Source organism: Cupriavidus sp. U2 (assembly GCF_009663685.2).
GTDB classification, from domain to species: Bacteria; Pseudomonadota; Gammaproteobacteria; order Burkholderiales; family Burkholderiaceae; genus Cupriavidus; species Cupriavidus necator_C.
This window is the reverse complement of record NZ_RCOG02000002.1, coordinates 237,721-258,550: the sequence shown is the minus strand read 5'-3', so window position 1 is coordinate 258,550 and position 20,830 is coordinate 237,721. Positions and strand designations below refer to the sequence as shown.

Below are 20,830 nucleotides of genomic sequence, written 5' to 3'. Positions count from 1 at the left end.
AAAGCAAAACACACTGGAGACTCGCAATGAAGCAGATGTTCGTGATCGCCGCGTTCGGCGGCATCCTCGGATTCGTGGCCACGCCGCCCGGCAGCCTGTTCGAAGCCCACGCGCAGGGCGCGCCGGCCGCGCAATCGGCCCGTACGCCCACGCCGTACGACGGCCTGCCCACATCGCAACAGACCGCGCTGCTCGGCAAGCAGATTGCCAGCGGTGAACTGGCGGCGATGACCGATGCGCAGGTGCTGGCCGTGTTCGACGCCCTGCAGCCCGAGGCGCTGCTGACGTGGGCGCGGCAGGAAATCAACCGCTATCCCGAGTACGAATACTGGATGACGCGCCAGGAGCGGCTCAACGGCCAGTGGCAGGACAAGCCCGCGCGCATGATGATCCGCTACCGCCATATGCCGCGCCAGCTCTATGCGAAGTGGCTGCCCAACGGCGTGCAGGCCGGACAGGAAATCATCTACGACGAGACCCGGCGCAAGGAAGAGATGTACGGCCACCTGGGCGGCATCATGGGCTTCACGTCGATCTGGACGGCCATCGACGGCACGCTGGCGAAATCGCAATCGAACCATACCGTGCGCGACCTGGGCTTCCAGTTCGTGCTGTCGATGCTGGAGCGCGACGCCAAGACGCTGCGCGCCGCGGGCCTGTCCGAGAAGTACACCCGCACCGAGATCGTGCAGGAGCAGGGCACGCGCATGGTGGCGCTGACCTGGGACCTGCCCGAAGGCGCGCCCAGGTATTACGCCAAGAAGGTGCAGCTGATGTTCGACCTCAAGCATCCGTGGCCGCGCATGGAAACGGCCTGGGACACCGACGGCAACATGGTCGAGAAGATCGTCTTCGAAAAGGCTGTGAAGAAGACCTTCGATGCCTCGGCATTCGACCCCGCCAACAGCGAATACAAGTTCTGACACCGCCGGCACCAGGCGCCACCCCCCGTTTGAATATGCGCACGTCGGGCCGTGCACACGGTTTGAACAACGGCGCGAGGCGCTTGGCGGACAACGGCAGACGGCACAGCGGCAATGTTTGGAACATGCGCTCTATTGCGCGCAGGCGCTTGAAACGCGAGATTCCGACCACCGTGCGACACCTCGGCCAGTGCCGGTGCGCCCGTCATAAGAACAAGGAGACCACCATGAAACTGTCGAACTTTCGACGCACCGCCTTTTGCCTGGCTGGGGTAAGCCTGACGATCGCGCTGTCCGCCTGCGGCGGCGGCGACGGAGACCCCGGCAGCAGCACGCCACAAGCCACCGCGCAGCAATGCGCCACCAATGGAACGTGCAGCCAGTCGGGCCCCACGGTCAACCAGCCCGTGGCCGCCATCTGCCCGAGCGTGCTGGACTACCGCACCACGTACACCGGCGGATCGGGCGCAGGCGAGTTCGTGAAGATCCAGCTCGACAGCACCAAGGGCACGTATCGCATCCAGTTTCTGGAATCGCCGGTGCCGAAGACCACTGCCGACATCTACCCGACGCGCGCCGGCGTCACCATCACCGGGACGATGTCCCATCCCACCCGGCCATTGCCCACTGAAGCCCAGAACCACTGCGCATTCGAACTGAAGACCGCGACGGCATCAGACGGCACGTCGCAGGCGCTCATCGATCCGGCCCATCCTCCCATCCTGTTCGTCGGCAATGGCGTGGCCGGCGGCGGCATTCCGGGTGCCACGATCAAGTACAACGGCCTCGGCGGCACCGACGCCGTCCCCGGCTTTGGCGCCATCCCCGCCACGACCTTCGCGATGTATCCGGTGCTGGCCTTTGCCGAAACCGAGACCGATTTCAGCAAGGTGGCCGGCAGCTACAACGTGCTGGGCTACCACCTGATTCCGTCAGGGGGCAATCCGCTCTCGACGAACCACTTCGTGCCCACGGTCGCCAACAAGGTGGAGACCCTCAACCCGGACGGCACCTGCATGGTGGCTTCGGGCAACTGCGTGACCACCGGCAAGGCCTGGAAGCTGCGTGCAGACACCGACGGCGCCTTCGAGAGCTTCGACTCCAGCGGCCTGAAACCGTATCCGTTCTTCTTCACCCAGACGTTCGCGGCCGGCAACCAGACGCTGGCCAAAGGCGTGCTGATCGTGGGCAAGCTCGAAGGCAAGCTGGTGCCGCTGCTGGTACGCGTGGGCTACGCGCGCGTCGACTTCTCCGACATTTCCAACATCATCCTCAGCGTCGACGACGAATCGGGCATCGCGCTGCTGTCGCCGACCACGGCGACCAGCGCCGCAGCCCTCAAGGGCGGCTACATCGGAGCGGGCAGCGACTTCAAGTACGTGGCGTCGTCGCTGCACGACAACGTCGGTGCCTGGCTCGATCCGCAAGACCCGTCACTCACGCCGATCGGCGGCTTCCAGATGGATCTCACGCAGGCCACGCGGCCCGGCGTGGTGAGCACGGTCGACAACAGCGGCAAGGCCGGTGCGCTGATCACCACCGGCCCCGTGTACGCCCACCTGTTCGGCGACGCCTCCGATCCGACCTTCCGCGTCAGCGCGGTGGCCAACCGCTAGCGCGCGCCGCGTATCCAGAACCCTGCCTCACACATAAGAAAGCACCAAGGAGACATCATCATGCAGCTGCCGCAATCGCATTCGCCGCGCACCGCCGGCGCCCCCTCGCAGCGGACCTGGATGCCGCGCCTGGCGCTGGCGCTCGTCACCACCGCCTTGCTGGCCGCCTGCGGCGGCGGGGGCGGCGATGGCGGCGGCGGCAGCACGCCCGCCGCGGTGACGCCGCGCCTGTGCCCTGCATCGGTCGATTACTCGACGCCGTATATCGGCGGCACCGGCTCCGGCGAGCTGGTCAAGGTGCAGATCGACACTACCCAGAAGACCTGGGCCGTGACGTTCCTGGATTCGTCGGTGCCGCGCACCACGGGCACCGTGTCGCCGACGCGCTCGGACCCCACCGGCGGCAAGAACGTGATGACCGGCACGCTGGCGCAGGAAACCGGACTGCCGACGCAGAAGCTGAACCAGTGCGCCTTCGTGCTGCAGGGTGCGAGCCTGGACCCGGCCCGCCCGGCCAAGCTGTTCCTGGGCGAGGGCGTGATGGGCGGCACCATCCCGGGCGCCCGCATCCAGTTCAACGGCCTGCTCGGTGCGGGCGCGGTACCCGACACCACGTTCCCGTACTTCCAGTTCATCGGCTTCGCGCAGACCGAGACCGACCTGGGCAAGATCGCCGGGCTCTACAACGGATCGGGCTTCCACGAGATCCCGTCGAAGAACTTCGCCCAGGTGGCGCAGGACTACAGGATGTCGCTGGCTGCCGATGGCTCGTTCACGGTCTGCGACAACAAGGCGGGCGGCACCTGCAAGCAGAAGGGCAACAAGTTCGTGGCGCAATCGGATGGCGCACTGGTGTCGACCAACTATGAAGGCGAACAGCCGCCGACGCTGGGCAATGTGATGGGCCGCGCGTACCTGATTGTCGGCAAGCTGCGCGGACAACTGGTGCCGGTGATGATCCGCGTGGGCTATGCCAGCGCCGACAAGCTGCCGCTGGGCGCCGACGACGAGATCGGCATCGGCATGATGGCGCCTGCCGTGGCCGCCACGCAGGGCACCGTCAATGGCGAGTACGTCGGCGTGGACAGCAACTTCGACTACAAGACCACGGCACTGGTGGGCGCGGATGCCGCCATGCTCGACCCGTTCCACCCCTCGGACGCCACGCGCGCCGTTGCGCTGAAGCTCGACTTCTCGCAGACCACTGCAGGCGTGATCACCACCACGCGCAAGGAGGGCACACCCGGCATCACCGGCAAGCTGATGTTCACTGGCGGCGTGTTCGGATTCCTGGAAAACCGCAACGGCAGCCCGTACTTCACGATCGGCGCGTTCGTCGAATAACAGGAACCAGGGAGACATGACCATGCAGAACAAGCGACTTGCCGTGAAGCACCTTCTTGCCCTGGGCGCCACCGTTGCCGCGTGCCTTGCCGCGCCCGCCCACGCCCAGAAGGCAGGCGACAACGTGGTGTCGGCCGGCTGGTTCCATATCCAGACCTTTGGCACCAGCGGGCCGCTGACCACCAACGTGGTGGATGTGCCAATCAACTATCCGCTGGGACTGCCGTCGACGTTCTCGGCCCCGGGCAGCGGCCTGTCGTCGTCGAACGCCGACACGCTGGGTCTCACGTTTAGTCACTTCGTGACCGACCACATCGCCATTACCGCCGTGGGCGGCATTCCGCCGACCTTCAAGATCTACGGCCATGGCGAGCTGATTCCGCCGGGACCGGCCGGCGCACTGGGCCACCAGAGCCTGGGAGACCCGTCGCTGAATCCGATCATCACGCAGGCGCGGCAATGGAGCCCCGCCGCCATGGTGCAGTATCACTTCCGTTCGCCCGGGGTGACGTTCCGGCCGTTCGTCGGCGTCGGCGTGTCGTATAACTTCTTCACCGATATCAAGGTGAATCCGGCCTTCGCCCAGTCGGTCAACAACAACCTGGGCGCCATCCTGGCGGCGGGGGCCGGCATCCCGGGGCAGACTTCGGTCAGCGCCGATGCCTCGTCGTCATGGGCGCCGGTTTTCAACGTCGGCGGCACGTACAACGTCAACGAGCACTGGGGCGTGACCGGCGCGGTGACTTACATTCCGCTGAAATCGGAATCCACGATGACGATCAAGGCATCGGACGGCACCGTGCTGTCAACATCGAAGACCACGCTGCGGCCCAATCCGCTGGTCTTCTTCCTGGCGGCGACATACAAGTTCTGAGCGGCTGTCACGCGCGCAAGAAAAAGGGCGAGGCCATCGCGGCCTCGCCCTGTTTGCGTCTGCTTCCGGATCGATCCGTTACTGCGTGGTCTGCGTCGCCGGCTGCGGCGCCGCCTGGGCCACCGCGCCGGTTTCCTTCAGCCCGCCGCCCAGTGCGCGATACAGGTCGATGGCATTGGTCAGGCGCAGCTGCCGTGCCTGCACCAGTGCCTGCTCGGCCGAGAACAGCTGGCGCTGTGCATCGAGTTCGTCCAGGTAGCTGGCCACGCCGCTGCGGAAACGCAGACGCGACAGCTCGTAGCGCGCGGCTTCCGCATTGCGTTGCGCCTCCTGGCCCGCCACCTGCTCTTCGAGCGTGCCGCGCGCCACCAGTGCATCGGCCACTTCGGCAAACGCGGTCTGGATCGTCTTCTCGTAGTTGGCAACCTGGATGTTCTTGCGCACGTTGGCCAGATCCAGGTTCGACAGGTTACGGCCGTAGTCGAAGATCGGCAGCACCAGTTGCGGCGAGAACGACCACACGCCGGCACCGTTGTCGAACAGGCTGGTGAACGACGTGCTGATGTTCCCGGCGCTGGCCGTCATCGTGATCCGCGGGAAGAACGCCGCGCGTGCCGCCCCGATGTTCGCGTTGGCGGACAGCAGCGCCTGTTCGGCCTGGCGGATATCGGGACGCTGCGTCAGCAGTTCCGAGGGCAGGCCCTCGGGAATGTCGCTGATGATGCGCTCGTCGGACAGGCGCATTGGCGCCGGCAGGTTCGGGATCTCGGCGATCGGCTTGCCCACCAGCACTTCGAGCGCGTTCTGCGCCTGCGCACGCTGGCGCGCCAGCTGCGCGGCAGAAACGCGCGCCTGGGCCACCAGCGATTCGTTGTCGCGCAGGTCCAGCGCCGAAGTGGCACCGGCATCGAAACGCTTCTTCGACAGTTCGTACGTGCTCTGGCGCGCCTCCAGCGTCTCGCGCGCCAGGTCGTACTGCTCGGCGGCGGCGCGTTCGGCCAGATAGGACTTGGCCACTTCCGACACCAGCGAGATATAGGCGGCCCGATGTGCTTCCTCGGTGGAGAAGTACTGTGCCAGCGCGGCATTCGACAGGCTGCGCACGCGGCCGAAGAAGTCCAGCTCCCACTGCGTCACCGACAGGCCCACCTGGTAGATGTTGCCCGTGAACGACTGGGATACGCCCGAGGTCGTGCCCGAGAACCGCCCGCGCTGGAAGCTCGCGTTGCCGTTGATGGTCGGCAGCAGGTCGGCGCGCTGGATCTGGTACTGCGCGCGCGCTTCCTCGATGCGCAGCGCGGCCGTGCGCAGGTCGCGGTTGTTTTCCAGCGCCGTGGCAATCAGCGTCTGCAGGCGCGGATCGGTGAAGAACTCGCGCCAGCCGATATCGGTGGCCTGGCGTGTTTCGCCGCTCTTCACCTCGGCCGTGGCATAACCCTCCGGCGCAGCCGGATAGCTGCCAGCCACGGGGGCGGCGGGGCGGTCATAGTGCGGCGCCAGCGTACAGCCGCTCATCACCCCGGCCACCAGCAGCAATGTGGTCAAAGTCTTGGTCATTGTCAGATTTCCCTCTGGCTGCTTTCCAGGCGCGCCTGCTCACGTTCGTGCTGGGCGCGGCTGCCCTTGAACCGGCTGCGCACCACGACGAAGAATACCGGCACCAGGAAGATGGCCAGCAACGTGGCCGTGATCATGCCGCCCATCACGCCGGTACCGATGGCGCGCTGGCTGCCCGAGCCCGCCCCCGTGGAGATGGCCAGCGGCAGCACGCCCAGGATGAACGCCATCGACGTCATCAGGATCGGGCGGAACCGCAGGTGCACCGCTTCCAGCGTGGCATCGACCAGGCTGCGGCCCTGCGCCTGCAGGTCCTTGGCGAATTCCACGATCAGGATGGCGTTCTTGGCCGACAGACCGATCGTGGCGATCAGGCCCACCTTGAAGTACACGTCGTTGGGCATGCCGCGCAGCGTCACGCCCAGCAGCGCACCGATCACACCCAGCGGCACCACCAGCAGCACCGATACCGGGATCGACCAGCTCTCGTAAAGGGCCGCCAGGCACAGGAACACGATGATCAGCGACAGCGTGTACAGGATCGGTTCCTGCGATCCGGCCAGGCGTTCCTCATAAGACTGGCCCGACCACTCGAAACCGAAGCCAGGCGGCAGCTTGGCGAAGTTCTCTTCCATCACGCGCATCGCCTCGCCCGTGGACTTGCCGGGTGCGGCCTGACCTGCCAGCTTCACGGCCGGCATGCCGTTGTAGCGTTCCAGGCGCGGCGAGCCCATCACCCACTGCGACGTGGAGAACGCCGAGAACGCCACCATGTCGCCGTTGGCATTGCGCACGCGCAGCTTGCCCAGGTCGTCGGGCAGCAGGCGGTCAGACCCCTGGGCCTGCACGATCACGCGGCGCACACGGCCTTCGTAGATAAAGTCGTTCACGTACGACGAGCCGAACGAGATCGACAGCGTCTGGTTGATGTCCGCCACCGCCACGCCCAGCGCACGCGCCTTTTCGCGGTCGATGTCGATGCGCAGCTGCGGCGCGTCTTCCTGGCCTTCCGGACGCACGCCCACCAGGGCCGGCGATTGCGCGGCCATGCCGAGCATCATGTTGCGCGCTTCCATCAGCTTCGCGTGGCCCTGGCCAGTCCGGTCCTGCAGGCGGAAGTCAAAGCCCGACGAGTTGCCCAGCTCGGAAATGGCCGGCGGGTTCAGCGGGAAGATGATCGCGTCCTTGATGAACGACAGCGCGCCGAATGCACGGCCCACCAGGGCCTGCGCGGTCTGGTCCGCACCCGGACGCTCCTTCCAGTCCTTCAGCCGCACGAACGCAATGCCGCCGTTCTGGCCACGGCCGAAGAACGAGAAGCCCGCCACGGTGATCATCTGGTCCACCACCTTCGATTCCTTCTGCAGGTAGTAGTCCTCGATCTGCTTGAGCACGCCGATCGTGCGCTCTTGCGTGGCGCCCGTGGGCAGCTGCACCACCGTGATCATGTAGCCCTGGTCTTCGTCAGGCAGGAACGACGACGGCAGGCGCTGGAACAGCAGGACCACGCCGGCGATGATCACCGCGTACACGATCAGGTAGCGGCCCGAGCGCCTGAGGATGCGCGCCACGATGCCCTGGTAGCCGGTCGACGCCGTGGCGAACGTCCGGTTGAACCAGCCGAAGAAACCCTTCTTCTCGTGATGATGGCCTGCCTCGACCGGCTTGAGCAGCGTTGCGCACAGGGCCGGGGTCAGCGTCAGGGCCAGGATGGCCGAGAACACCATCGACGAGATCAGCGACAGCGAGAACTGGCGGTAGATGTTGCCGACCGAGCCCGAGAAGAAGGCCATCGGGATGAACACGGCGGTCAGCACCAGCGTGATGCCGACGATGGCGCCCGTGATCTGGCTCATGGCCTTGCGGGTTGCCTCGCGTGGCGAGAGACCTTCCTCGCTCATGATCCGCTCGACGTTCTCGACCACCACGATGGCATCGTCCACCAGAATACCGATGGCCAACACCATGCCGAACATGGTCAGCACGTTGATCGAGAAGCCGAACGCCAGCATGGCGCCGAACGTCCCCAGCAGCGCCACCGGCACCACCAGCGTCGGAATCAGCGTGGCCCGGAAGTTCTGCAGGAACAGGTACATCACCAGGAACACCAGCACCACGGCTTCGAGCAGCGTCTTGACCACTTCCTCGATCGAGATCTTCACGAACGCGGACGTGTCGTAGGGAACGCTGAATTCGTAGTCGGGCGGGAAGAATCGCTGCAGCTCGTCCATCTTCGCGCGCACGGCGGTGGCCGTGGCCAGCGCGTTGCCCGTGGGCGACAGCTTGATGGCGATGGCCGAAGCCGGCTTGCCGTTGATGCGGGCCAGCGTCGAATAGTCGGCGCCGCCCAGTTCCACGCGGCCCACGTCCTTGATGCGTACCGACGAGCCGTCCGGATTCACGCGCAGCAGGATGTTGGCGAACTGTTCGGGCGTGGTCAGCCGGCTTTCGGTGTTGACCGTGGCGTTCAGCTCGGTGCCGCGCGGCGACGGCGTGCCGCCAAGTTCGCCCACGGCCACCTGGATGTTCTGCTCCGACACGGCAGCGGTCACGTCCAGCGGCGTCAGGTTGTAGCCCGTCAGCTTGGCCGGGTCCAGCCAGATCCGCATCGCGTACTCGGTGCCGAACAGGTCGGCGGCACCCACGCCGGGCACGCGGCGGATCGAATCCACCACCTGCGCCGACACGAAGTTGCCGAGCTCGATCGCGTCGGATTTACCCGACTTCGACGAGACCGTGATGAACATCATGTAGTTGTTGCCGGCCTTGTCGACCCGCACGCCCTGCTGGCGCACCTCCGCCGGCAGACGCGCTTCCACGCGCTTCAGGCGGTTCTGCACTTCCACGGAGTTCAGGTCGGCGTTCGAGCCCGGCGCGAACGAGATGTTGATCGTGGCCAGCCCCGACGATTCGCTTTGCGATTCGTAATAGAGCAGGTTGGGTGCGCCGTTGAGCTCCTGCTCGATCGGCGTGATCACCGAGTCCTCGATCGTCTTGGCCGACGCACCGGGGTAGGTGGTGGTCACCGTGATGATCGGCGGGGCGATATTGGGGTACTGCGCAATCGGCAACTGCACGATCGACAACAGACCGCCCAGCGCGATGATCAGCGCGAGCACCCACGCGAACACCGGCCGGTCGATAAAAAACTTCGCCATGAAACTGGCTCCCTTTTATGGCTTTGGTCGAGGGCCCGATCAGCCCTGCTTGGCGGCCGACTTGTCGTCGGCCTTGGCGTCCTTGCCGTCCGCGGCGGGCTTGTCGCCCTGCGCGGTGGCGGCCGGCGCCGATGCCGGGGCATCGGCCGTCTTCGGGGCCTGGAACGGCACGGCCTTGGCCGGCGCGCCCGGGCGCACCTTCTGCAGGCCTTCCACGATCACCTTTTCGCCGCCCTTCAGGCCTTCGGTCACGACCCAGCGGTCGCCGATGGCCTGCGGCGCCTTGACCGGCAGTGCGGCCACGTTGCCGTCGGCGCCCACCACCAGCACGCTGGCGCCCTGGGCGCTGCGGATCAGCGCGCGCTGCGGCACGGTCAGCGCGTTCTCGTCGACACCCTGCTCGATCTTCACGCGCACGAACGTGCCCGACAGCAGTTCACGCTTCGGATTCGGGAATTCGGCCCGCAGCGTGATGGCGCCGGTCGTCGGGTCGACGGTCATGTCCGAGAACAGCAGCTTGCCCGTCGCGGCGTATTCCTTGTCGCCAGCTTCCGGGTACAGATGCACCTTGGCCCCGCCGTTCACCCCCTTGACCTTGCCCGATTCGATGGCGGCACGCAGGCGCGCCACTTCCGAAGCCGGCTGCGTAAAAGTCACCCAGATCGGGTCAACCTGCTCGACGGTGGTCAGCTTGGTGGCTTCTCCCTTGCCGACCAGCGCCCCTTCGGTCACCAGTGCCCGGCCTACGCGGCCCGAGATCGGCGACGTCACGGTCGTGTAGCCAAGGTTGATCTGGGCCGTGGTCACGGCGGCCTTGGCGGCGGCGATGTCGGCATTGGCCTGGCCTGCGGCGGCCACGGCCTCGTCATATTCCTGCTTGCTGACCGCGTTCACGGCCACCAGCGGCTTGTAGCGTTCGGCCTTCTGGCGCGCCGAGACCGCATTGGCTTCGGCGCGCTCCAGTTGCGCCTTGGCCGAGGCCAGCTGCGCCTGGTACGGGGCCGGATCGATGCGGAACAGCACCTGGCCGGCCTTGACCTCGCCGCCCTCGGTGTAATTGCGGGACAGGACGATGCCTTCGACGCGCGCACGCACTTCGGCAGTGCGCACACCTTCGAGCCGGCCCGGCAGTTCATTGACGACGGCAACCGCGGACGGCGTGACGGTGACCACACCCACTTCCGGCGGCGGCATCGCGCCGCCCTGAGCCGCCTTCTGGCCACAGGCAGACAGCGCCAGGGCAGCGGCAGTGACGGCGGCAGCAACGGCTGCGCTACGGATACGTTGGGACTTCCTCATCGATAACCCCATGATGAAAATTTGAGATCTGCCGCGCCGCCCCCAACGCCGGGCTGGAAGCAGGCGCGCCCCGGGGGCGGGGCGCGGCGGCTAAAAAAGTGATGCTTGAGTCGATCGGACACAAGGTTTGCGGTTGGCTGATCACCGCAACCGGCCAAAAAAACGGCTTGGCCGAAATCCGGACAGGCGAGTAGTATAGATACATTCGCGCATGTATGTAAGTCCCGGTTACGAAATTAGCGCAGTTAGCAACACATGGCACCTGTTGTGTGCATTGGAATGTTCCGCCCCTGTAAGCACGATTGTTCCATTCAAGGTACGATGCGGCCGCCGGTGCGGTAGAGCAATTTGGAAAGAGAAGGCCTTCGGCGCATTTGCGCGTTGGCATCAGGAGACCCGGACGGCCATCCCCTGGCCCCGGGAAAAGAGGAAATGGTCAGACGTACCAAGGAAGAAGCACTCGAGACGCGCAACCGGATTCTGGATGCGGCGGAGGCCGTGTTCCACGCCCGTGGCGTGGCGCGCCCGTCGCTGGCGGACATCGCCGAGGCGGCCGGTGTCACGCGCGGCGCGATCTACTGGCACTTCAAGAACAAGAGCGACGTGTTCGCCGCCATGGCGGACCGCGTGAACCTGCCCGTGGAAGCGTTGTGCGCGCCCGAGCGGCTGGCGCTGCAGGAAGATCCGCTCGGCGGCATCCGCGACATCTGCGCCTTCGTGTTCCGTCAGACCGTCACCAATCCCCAGTGGCGCCGCGTCTTCGAGATCATTTTCCACAAGTGCGAGATGGTGGAGGACAACGGCGCCATCTTCGAACGCCAGCGCGCGTCGCACCAGGACGGCACGGTCAAGATGCGCGAGCATCTGCGCCTGGCGATGGAACGCGGCCAGTTGCCGGCGGACCTGGATCTGGACCTGGCCGTGATGGCATTCCACGCCGCGATCGGCGGCGTACTGGCCCACTGGCTGTTCTCTCCGACCGATTTCGACCTGAACCGCGAGGCCGAGCGCCTGGCGGACACCTTCATCGATACGCTGCGCCTGTCCCCGGCCTTGCGCGTGGGCTACGTGCCGCGCCCGATGGCGCCACTGGACCAGGAAATGGCGGCGCTGTGCGAGCGCCAGCCGCAGGTCGCCGCCGAATAGCATCCGGTGCCGGCAGCTTCAGCCCTGCCGCCCCCACCACCGACCCCGCCCGACTCAACCCTTGAGGGCCTCGCGCCAACGCGCGAGGAAGGCCTTCTTGCGCAGGGCATCCTGCGCAGCGAGCAGGCCGGGCCCCACGCTGATCGGCTTGAGCGCGTAGCCCAGCCGCTCTGCCAGGGCATTGGCCGTATGCGCACTGTCGGTATCGGTGCGGATGGTATAGAGCTGCGACGTGGACTGCCCCAGCAACGCCTGGCCTGCGCGCGACAGCAGGTAATCGAGCCATAGCCGGGCGGCATTGGGCCGCGGCGCCCGGCGCGCGATAAATGCCACGCGCGACATCACCAGCGTGTAGTCGCGCGGCGCAATCACGCCGATACCGGCGCCGCGCTCCATCAGCGACAGCGCGTACGACCCCAGCAGGTTGTAGCCGAGCACCAGTTCTCCGCTGGCGATGCGCTCGACCATATCGGCCGTCGATGCCGACATCTGCACCTGGGCACGCCCCAGCGCCTGCGCCAGGTACCAGAATTCGTTGCCCATGCGGGCGTCCTGCTGCGCCAGCAGGTAGCCCACCCCCGAACGCTCCACGTCGTACGTCACCACCTTGCCGCGCCACTGGGGCGCATGCTCCTGCAGCAGGCGCGCCAGGCCACTGCGGCTGCCCGGCACATGCGCCGACGCGAAATGCTTGCGGTTATAGACGATGACGGCCGGCTCGAACGTCGTGCCCCAGGCTTCGTCGCGCCACACCGCCCAGCTGGGCAGACCGGGGCGCTCGGGCGACTCGTAGCGTTGTGCATGGCCATCGTTGACGAGCTTGATCTGCAGGTCCATGGCCGTGCTCCACAGCACGTCGGCGTAGGCGGCGTCGCGGCTGGGTGGCGCCGGGCCCATGCCCGCGCTCTCGGCCAGGAACCGCTCATGCAGTTCCAGCGTGTTGAGGTCCTGGTAGCGCACGCGCACGCCGGGATAACGCGCCTCGAACCCCTGGATTAGCGGCTGCACCACTTCCAGGTCGGTGGATGCGTACACCGTGACGCCCCCCTCGCGCTGGGCGCGGGCGATGACGTCGGCGTAGTCGCCCGGATATCCATCCGGCACACGCGGCCCTGGCTGGGCCAGCGCCGGGAGCCCCATGGCCATGGCGCCACCTGCCAGCAGCAACTGGCGACGTGTGAAGCAGGACGGTTCCGGGGGCGGGGGCGGCACGGGCGGCGGAGAAGACAGGACGATGGTGTGCGGACGTGGGCGAGGCAGCCAGCAGACACCTGCGGGCAGGGCGGGGGTATTATAGGCGCCCGCGGCACGCAGGGGCGGCCCGCGAGACACGACAAGAGCGGGCAGAGGAGGTCCGGCATGCGCATCCTGCTGGTGGAAGACGAAGTGGAACTGGCCCGCTGGGTGGCACGTGCGCTGGAGCAGGGCGGCTTCGTGATCGAGCACGTCGCCGATGGCCTGCAGGCCGAAGCGCGCCTGATGGCAGAGGAGTACGACGCCGTGGTGCTGGACCTGCGCCTGCCCGGCAAGGACGGCCTGGCAGTGCTCAAGTCCATGCGCGGCCGCGACGACCGCACCCCGGTGCTGATCCTGACCGCCCAGGACACACTCGATGAACGCGTGCGCGGCCTGAACCTGGGCGCCGACGACTACCTTCCCAAGCCGTTCGCCATCGCCGAACTCGAAGCCCGCATCCTCGCCCTGATCCGCCGCAGCCGCGGCCGCGCGCATCCGCGCCTGCAATGCGGCACGCTGGTGTTCGACGGCGAGACCCGCAGCTTTACGCTGGGCGGCGCACCGCTGTCGCTGACCCCGCGCGAATCGACGCTGCTCGGCGCCCTGCTGGCGCGCAGCGGCCAGCCGCTGACCAAGGCGCAACTGCTGGACAAGGTATTCTCGCTCGATGCCGACGTGAGCCCCGACGCCATCGAAGTGCTGGTCTACCGCCTGCGCAAGAAGCTGACCGGCCACGGGGTCACCATCGTCACGCTGCGCGGGTTCGGCTACCTGCTGGAACCCGAAGCCACGGAACCGCCCAGGGCCGGAGCCTGACATGTGGCGCCGCCACCTGCGCCAGCGCGCCCGCCTGCCGGTGCGGCTGTGGCTGCGCGGCAGCCTGCGTCGCCAGCTGCTGATCCTGCTGGTACCGGCGCTGGCGCTGATGATGGCTGTCGACACCTGGTTCACCTACGGCACCCTGCGCGATGCCGCCAACACGGCCTACGACCGCTCGCTGTACGGCTCCATCCGCACCATCGACAACGCCATCGGCATGGCTGGTGAAAGCGTGCAGCTCACGCTGCCCGACGCGGCGATGGAGATGTTCGAGACAGCCGCGCAGACCCATGTGTTCTATCGCGTATCGATGGAACGCGGCGGCGGCATCGAGACCGTGACCGGCTACGACGACCTGCCGCTGCCCAAGGGCCCGCTGGTCAACAACGTGCCGCGCTTCAACGACGCCATCTACCACGGCGATCCCGTGCGCGTCGCCACGATGGCGCGGCCCATCTACCGGCCCGACGCCAACATGCGCGTCATCATCCAGGTGGCCGAAACCGCAGAGCCGCGCGCCGCCCTGATCGGCAACGTCTGGCGCAGCGCACTGCTGCGCGATATCGCGCTGATCGTGCTGTCGGCCGTGATCCTGGTCGGCGGCATCACCTACGTGCTCAAGCCGCTGCAACGGGTACGCGACGACGTCCGCGCCCGTTCGCCCGACGATCTCGCGCCACTGGCCTTCGACGTGGTGCCCGTGGAGGTGCGGCCGCTGGTCGATGCGGTCAACCTGCACGTATCGCGCTCGGAGACCATGGCGCAATCGCAGGCGCAGTTCATTGCCGACGCCGCGCACCAGTTGCGCACGCCGCTGGCCATTCTCAAGACCCAGGCCGAATTCGCGCAGCGGCAGTTGCAGATGCGGCACGACGAGCCGGCCCGCGAAGCCGCCGCCGAAGCCGTCGGCGGCATCGTCACGCAGCTGGAACAGGCGGCGCGCCTGACCAACCAGCTGCTGGCCCTGGCGCGCGTGCGGCAACCCGGTCGCGAAGGCGCCACGCAGGACGACGAAGCGGGCATCATCGACGCCGTCACGGTGGCCGAACACGTCGCGCTGGACTACCTGCCGCTGGCACGTGGCAAGCAGCAGGATTTTGGATGGGAGCGGCCTGCCGGCCTGGCGCTGCCGGTCCGTGCCGACGCCGCCCTGCTGCGCGAGGCGCTGGCCAACCTCGTACACAACGCGATCCAGTACTCGGGGCGCGGCAGCCGCATCACGCTATCGGCGGCACAACGCGAAGGCCGCGCGCTGCTGGTGGTCGAGGACGATGGCCCCGGCATTCCGGAGAGCGAACGCGAGAAGGTGTTTGCGCGCTTTTACCGGCGCGTGGAAAACACCGAGCCGGGGTCGGGTCTCGGGCTGGCGATCACGCGCGAGATGGCGGCCAGGTTTGGCGGCAAGGTGACGCTGCGCGATGCCACGCAGGGCCGGGGATTGCGCGCGGAGCTGAGTTTCGCGCTGGCGGATACTTAGCTACTGCTGTCCGGCTCCCCTCTCCCGCGAGCGGGAGAGGGGCTGGGGGAGAGGGCGTGGCGCATCCAATCCCGTATTCGACAAGCAGAACCTCAATGCCCTCTCCCCCGACCCCTCTCCCATTTCATGGGAGAGGGGAGCAATGCAAGCAGGCAGGCGGCTCACTCTTTCATCGGCTTCCCCATCACCGCCCCCTTGCACGGGTCGTCGCGCTCCTTCGCCGGTACGCGCACCACGACGTCGAAGCCCTTGTCGGGCGAATCCGATTCGATATACCCGACGCTGAGCACACGCGAACCGTCCTCGGGCAGCCAGCGCGGCACGCCGATGTCGCGCCGCACGTGGCCGTTGCCGGCGATCAGCACGGCGCCCCGGCTGGCGTAAGGCCGCAGCGTCTGCGCCATCACGGCGTCGCGCGCAGCCTGCGCGTTCAGCATGCCCGGCAACATGGCCTGCGGAAAATGGCCGCAGTGGCCGGCGTCGAGCACGGCGGTCTGTGCCGTCACGATGTCGGCAGGCAACGCGCCATCGAGCCCCAGCGCCGCCTGCTGGTCCGTGGGGAAGACATCGCCATAGCCACCGCGCACGATCCTTGCCGCGTCGGCGCGCGACAGGTTGGCCGCACGCAGCGGCAAGTCGTACTGCAGCGCCAGCGCCACCACGGGCTTGTACAGCGCCCAGTCCCATCCGCTCTGGCTGCCGGCCGCCTGTTCGATCAGGTAGTCGGCATCGTGCGGCCGTTCGCGCCGGGCCCGCTCGATATCGGGCTGACGCTCGCGGTCGAACTGCTCCATCGCGATGGCCGGACGCCAGCCCGCTTCCACCGCACGCGTCAGCGCCTGCAGGCGCTGCTGCTGGGCTGGCGCGCTGTCGTGGACTTCGCCCAGCAGCACGTATGACTTGTCGGGGAACATCAGGCCGATCGCGGCCGGCGTGGCGGGCGGCGGCGGCACGGCGGTCGATGCGCAGCCGGTGGCAAGCGCCACGGCCGCCACCATCGCCAGCAGGGCAATGGGTGTGCGCATCATGGCCTGGCGGGCTCCGGCTGCGTTTGTGCCTGGGTGCCGCCGTTCGCTGCCGCCGGCGTCTCGGGTACGTAGACCATCGATCCATCCTTCATGCGATAGGCCACGCCGGCCTTGATGCCGTCGCCGGACCCCACCTGGCCGCTGGCCTGGTAGCGCACGATCTTCTCGCCCTGGCGCGACACGATCTCCATGTTCGGCTTGCCCGGGTTGGAGATGATGGTCACGTCCTGGTGCGTGAACGGATTGAGCGGGTTCTGGGCGATGGTCACCAGCAGGGCGGCAATCACCACCAGAAACACGTCGATCAGGTTGACGACCGACAGGATCGGATCGTCTGCCTCGCTCTCCTCCAGGAACTTCATGCCTCGGACTCCCATTGCGGGTGCGACTGGCCCAGCCAGACCAGTTCCTCGGCCAGCCAGCGCCGGCGCACATTGACCACCCAGAACGTGATGCTGGCCGCGATCAGCGCCAGGATCACGGCCGAGAACGCGATGGTCAGGTTCTCGCCCACATTGGCCAGATTCCCGCCGGACAGGCTCTTGAGCGCCGGCCCCATCGGGATCATCGTGGCCACCAGGCCCAGCATCGGTGCCACGCGCGTGGCAATGCGCGGGCGTTCCAGCAGCTTGTGCGCCGTGACGTCCAGCGCGTCGGGGTGGCTCACCTTGTGCCGGCGCGCCCAGGCGACCAGCGGATAGCCGCGGCCCGAGCTGACGGGATGGCGGCCGCGCAGCCAGGCCTGCATCGCAAAATCGCCAAGCGCCCAGAACGCGTAGAGGAACAGCAACCCGATCAGCGCCAGCGTCGGATACAGGAACAGCTGGCCAACGTCGTACATCAAGGTTTCAAGCAGGGTAGGGGTCATGGTGTAGCGCGATGACGGATATCTATGCAATGAATAATCGAACGCATATATGTCGAAATCTAATTCTTCGTGTAGATCGATATGCGAATCTGCGCCGCCCGGCCCGACGCCAGGTGTTGCAGTTGCCAAGGCATGGCCCCGGGCCAGCCAAGATAGCATCGGCACGATGGCTGTGACAGGTGAATTGCGCACCTGTTCTCGGGAATCAGTCGGAGAGAAGGCGGGGATGGCGGACCGGAGTGGCGCCCCGTCCCGCGCGGGACGGGGGCACACGCGTGGTGTCAGTCAGTGTGCAACCGGCTCGGGCTGCTTCTCTTCCAGCAGATTGCCTTCCGAGTCGATCTGCAACGGGCCGGTGCCCGAGTAGCGGTCCAGCGCCAGGTAGATCACCGGCGTGATGAACAGCGTGATGACCTGCGAGAACAGCAGGCCGCCCACCACGGCCAGGCCCAGCGGCTGGCGCAGTTCGGCGCCAGCGCCCAGGCCCAGGGCCAGCGGCAGGGCACCCATCACGGCGGCGAACGTGGTCATCATGATCGGGCGGAAGCGCAGCAGGCAGGCCTGGCGGATGGCCTTGCGCGGCGCCATCCCTTGTTCGCGCTGGGCCGCCAGCGCGAAGTCGATCATCATGATTGCGTTTTTCTTGACGATGCCGATCAGCATCAGCACGCCGATTGTTGCAATCAGCGACAGTTCGACGTTGAAGAGGAACAGCGTCAGCAACGCGCCGATGGCCGCCGACGGCAGCCCGGCCAGGATGGTCAGCGGATGGATGTAGCTCTCGTAGAGCACGCCCAGCAGCGTGTAGATGACCGCGATGGCCGCCACCAGCAGCACCACCTGCGTGGCCTGCGACGACTGGAACACGGCGGCGTCGCCACCCCAGCTGGTGAAGATCGACGACGGCATCTCGATTTCGCGGCTGAAGCGGTCGATCAGCTTCGAGGCATCGCCCAGCGCCGCGCCCGGCGCCAGGTTGAACGACACGGTCACCGACGGCAGCTGGCCCTGGTGGTTCACCGCGATCGGGCCCACCCGGCGCTCGGTCGTGGCGAACGCCGACACCGGCACCATCTGCCCGGTCTTGCTGCGCACGTAAAGCTTGGAGAAAGCGGTCTCGTCCACGCGATCGACATCGGCGGCAGTGAGGATCACGTAGTAGTTGTCGATTGGCGTATAGATCGTCGACACCTGGCGTTCGCCAAAGGCCGTGTACAGCGCCGCGCGGACGTCCTGCATCTGCACGCCCATCGCGTTGGCCTTGTCGCGGTCGATGGTCAGCTGGGCTTCCAGGCCCGACTGCTGCGAATCGCTGGTCACGTCGCGGAATACCGGCTCGGCGCGCATCTTCGCCATCAGCTTGTCGCTGTACTCCTGCAACTGGCCCGACTTCACGCTCTGCAGCGTGTACTGGTAGCGGCTCTTGCTCTGCCGGCCGCCCAGGCGCAGGTTCTGCACCGGCGAGAAATACACCTGCAGCCCCGGCACGCCCGACACATCCTTGCGCAGCGATTCCACCACCTGCGGCATCTTCGGGCGCTCGCCCAGCGGCTTCAGCTCCACGAACATGCGGCCCGTGTTGATGGCCGGCGACGGTCCGCCGCCAATCGACGCCACCACGCTCTTCACCGCGGGGTTGGCGCGGATGCGCTCGGCCGCATCGCGCAGGCGGTCTGACATGGCGTCGAACGAAATATCCTGCGGGCCTTCGGCGTTGACCTGGATCTGGCCAATGTCTTCCTCGGGGAAGAAACCCTTGGGGATCTTCACGAAGAGCACGGCGGTCAGCACGAACGTCAAACCCGCTGCCGCCAGCACCACGCGGCGGTGCGCCAGGCACCAGTCCAGGCCACGCGCATACTTGTGCAGCGTCCACTCGAACAGGTCTTCGAACCATTGCGTGGCGCGCAGGCCGATGGTCTGCTTCTGCTGCACCTGATGCAGGGGCGCGCCGGGCGCGTGATCCCCATAGGCATGTTGCGATTCGTCCACCGGCACGTTCTCGGCCGACAGGAAGCGCGCGCACAGCATCGGAATCAGCGTCAGCGACACCAGCGCCGACACCAGGATCGACAGCGACACCACCGCGGCGAATTCGTGGAACAGCAGGCCGATCACGCCCGGCATGAAGAAGATCGGGATGAACACCGCCACCAGCGAGATCGAGATCGACAGGATGGTGAAGCCCATCTCGCGTGACCCCACCAGCGCCGCCTTCAGCGGCGGCACGCCTTCCTCGATGTGGCGCACGATGTTCTCGAGCATCACGATGGCGTCGTCCACCACCAGGCCCACGGCCAGCGTGATGGCCAGCAGCGACACGTTGTCCAGGCTGTAGCCGAACGCCTTCATCAGCGCCACGGTGCCGATCAGCGAAATCGGCAGCGACACCGTGGGAATCAGCGTGGCCGCCGCCCGGCGCAGGAACAGGAAGATCACCATCACCACCAGCGCCACGGTCAGCGCCAGCGTGAACTGCACGTCGTGGATCGACTCGCGGATCGAGTTCGAGCGGTCGTTCACCACGCTCACGTTGACCGACCCCGGCATCTGCTGCACCAGGCGCGGCAGCGCGCCCTTGATGGCATCGACCACGGCCACCGTGTTGGCGTCGGGCTGGCGCAGCACGGCCAGCACGATCGACCGCTCGTTGTTGAGCCAGCTGCCGGTCTTGATCGTCTCGACGCTGTCTTCCACGTCGGCCACGTCAGACAGCCGCACCACGGCGCCACTGGGCTGGCTGGCCACGATGATGTTGCGGAATGCGTCGGCGCTGGTCATCTGGCGGTTGGCCTGGATGGTCAGCGTCTGGCGCGCGCCGTCCAGCGTACCCACCGGCGTGTTCGCGTTGGCGCGATTGAGGGCGGTGGCCAGCTCGTCGAGCGTCATGCCACGGGCCGCCAGCGCGTCGGGGTGGGCGCGCACGCGCACCGAAAAACGCTTCTGGCCGAAGATCTGCACCTGCGCCACGCCGGGCAGCGTGGCCAGCGTGGGCGAGATCAGGTTGTCGCCAAACGCGTTCAGTTCGCCCAGGCTCATCGACGGCGAGTTGATCGCCAGCAGGATCACCGGCGCATCGGCCGGGTTCACCTTGCGGTACGACGGCGGCACCGTCATCTCGATCGGCAGCGACCGCTGCGCGCGGAACAGCGCGGCCTGCACATCCACGGCTGCGTCGTCGATATTGCGGTCGCTGTTGAATTCGATCGTGATGCTCGAATTGCCAAGCGTGTTGGACGAGCTGATCACCGTCACGCCCGGAATCGTGGCGAACTGCTTCTCCAGCTGCGTGGCCACCGAAGCGGCCATGGTCTCGGGGCTGGCGCCGGGCAGCGTGGCCGTGACCTGGATCACGGGCGAGTTGAAGCTCGGCAGGGCCGCGATCGGAATCGTCGGGTACAGCACGATGCCCGTGACAATGACGGCCAGGCACAGCAGCACCGTCATCACGGGCCGGCGGATACAGAGCTCGGACAGCGACATGG

At 66.8% G+C, this 20,830-nt stretch carries 15 protein-coding genes; 7 read left to right on the top strand and 8 right to left on the bottom strand.

What is annotated here, in order from left to right:
- The first annotated feature begins 26 nt into the window (after positions 1 to 26).
- The 4 genes from D9X30_RS02730 to D9X30_RS02715 all read left to right on the top strand — a co-directional run bounded on the left by D9X30_RS02730 (position 27) and on the right by D9X30_RS02715 (position 4,757).
- Entirely contained in the window at positions 27 to 923 is an 897-nt protein-coding gene (locus D9X30_RS02730; RefSeq protein ID WP_153946253.1) for a DUF1571 domain-containing protein, read from the top strand.
- Between the two features lie 227 nt (positions 924 to 1,150).
- A complete protein-coding gene (locus D9X30_RS02725; RefSeq protein ID WP_153946254.1) occupies positions 1,151 to 2,539 on the top strand; it encodes a DUF2957 domain-containing protein in 1,389 nt (462 codons plus the stop codon).
- A gap of 120 nt (positions 2,540 to 2,659) precedes the next feature.
- On the top strand, positions 2,660 to 3,883 hold the full coding sequence (locus D9X30_RS02720) for a DUF2957 domain-containing protein (RefSeq protein ID WP_228770810.1): 1,224 nt from the start codon (positions 2,660 to 2,662) through the stop codon (positions 3,881 to 3,883).
- 22 nt (positions 3,884 to 3,905) lie between these two features.
- On the top strand, positions 3,906 to 4,757 hold the full coding sequence (locus D9X30_RS02715) for an OmpW/AlkL family protein (protein ID WP_153946256.1): 852 nt from the start codon (positions 3,906 to 3,908) through the stop codon (positions 4,755 to 4,757).
- Between the two features lie 78 nt (positions 4,758 to 4,835).
- Here D9X30_RS02715 and D9X30_RS02710 read toward each other — a convergent pair whose 3' ends face one another.
- From D9X30_RS02710 to D9X30_RS02700, 3 genes are read right to left on the bottom strand one after another with little or no spacing between them, the layout of a single operon-like run.
- Positions 4,836 to 6,314, bottom strand: a complete 1,479-nt coding sequence (locus D9X30_RS02710; RefSeq protein ID WP_153946257.1) for an efflux transporter outer membrane subunit — start codon at positions 6,312 to 6,314, stop codon at positions 4,836 to 4,838.
- A gap of 2 nt (positions 6,315 to 6,316) precedes the next feature.
- Positions 6,317 to 9,472: an efflux RND transporter permease subunit gene (locus D9X30_RS02705; protein ID WP_153946258.1), complete on the bottom strand. Its 3,156-nt coding sequence runs from the start codon at positions 9,470 to 9,472 to the stop codon at positions 6,317 to 6,319.
- 39 nt (positions 9,473 to 9,511) lie between these two features.
- On the bottom strand, positions 9,512 to 10,771 hold the full coding sequence (locus D9X30_RS02700) for an efflux RND transporter periplasmic adaptor subunit (protein ID WP_153946259.1): 1,260 nt from the start codon (positions 10,769 to 10,771) through the stop codon (positions 9,512 to 9,514).
- 432 nt (positions 10,772 to 11,203) lie between these two features.
- On the opposite strand from D9X30_RS02700, the gene D9X30_RS02695 reads away from it, so the two are divergent.
- Positions 11,204 to 11,917 carry a TetR family transcriptional regulator gene (locus tag D9X30_RS02695; protein ID WP_153946260.1) on the top strand — a complete coding sequence of 238 codons (714 nt, stop codon included), beginning with the start codon at positions 11,204 to 11,206 and terminating at the stop codon, positions 11,915 to 11,917.
- Positions 11,918 to 11,971: 54 nt separating this feature from the next.
- Here the strand turns inward: D9X30_RS02695 and D9X30_RS02690 are convergent, their stop codons facing one another.
- The gene (locus D9X30_RS02690) at positions 11,972 to 13,063 is read right to left on the bottom strand and encodes an ABC transporter substrate-binding protein (protein WP_194946461.1); all 1,092 of its coding nucleotides are present in this window, start codon (positions 13,061 to 13,063) and stop codon (positions 11,972 to 11,974) included.
- 213 nt (positions 13,064 to 13,276) lie between these two features.
- Between D9X30_RS02690 and D9X30_RS02685 the strand changes: the two genes are divergently transcribed.
- Together D9X30_RS02685 and D9X30_RS02680 are read left to right on the top strand one after the other, a co-directional pair.
- Positions 13,277 to 13,969 (top strand): response regulator, encoded by a 693-nt coding sequence (locus tag D9X30_RS02685; protein WP_092600542.1) that lies wholly within the window; start codon positions 13,277 to 13,279, stop codon positions 13,967 to 13,969.
- A 1-nt stretch (position 13,970) separates the two neighbouring features.
- Positions 13,971 to 15,449 carry a sensor histidine kinase gene (locus D9X30_RS02680; protein ID WP_153946261.1) on the top strand — a complete coding sequence of 493 codons (1,479 nt, stop codon included), beginning with the start codon at positions 13,971 to 13,973 and terminating at the stop codon, positions 15,447 to 15,449.
- A gap of 161 nt (positions 15,450 to 15,610) precedes the next feature.
- On the opposite strand, the gene D9X30_RS02675 is transcribed toward D9X30_RS02680, so the two are convergent.
- The 4 genes from D9X30_RS02675 to D9X30_RS02660 all read right to left on the bottom strand — a co-directional run bounded on the left by D9X30_RS02675 (position 15,611) and on the right by D9X30_RS02660 (position 20,828).
- Positions 15,611 to 16,477, bottom strand: coding sequence for a ChaN family lipoprotein (locus D9X30_RS02675; RefSeq protein WP_194946462.1), 867 nt, complete (start codon positions 16,475 to 16,477; stop codon positions 15,611 to 15,613).
- Positions 16,474 to 16,839: a DUF2149 domain-containing protein gene (locus tag D9X30_RS02670; RefSeq protein ID WP_153946262.1), complete on the bottom strand. Its 366-nt coding sequence runs from the start codon at positions 16,837 to 16,839 to the stop codon at positions 16,474 to 16,476. The genes D9X30_RS02675 and D9X30_RS02670 overlap by 4 nt, the downstream gene beginning before the upstream one ends.
- Entirely contained in the window at positions 16,836 to 17,345 is a 510-nt protein-coding gene (locus tag D9X30_RS02665; protein WP_153946263.1) for a MotA/TolQ/ExbB proton channel family protein, read from the bottom strand. Before D9X30_RS02665 ends, D9X30_RS02670 begins: the two co-directional genes overlap by 4 nt.
- Before the next feature lie 285 nt (positions 17,346 to 17,630).
- A complete protein-coding gene (locus D9X30_RS02660; protein ID WP_153946264.1) occupies positions 17,631 to 20,828 on the bottom strand; it encodes an efflux RND transporter permease subunit in 3,198 nt (1,065 codons plus the stop codon).
- Between the last annotated feature and the right edge of the window lie 2 nt (positions 20,829 to 20,830).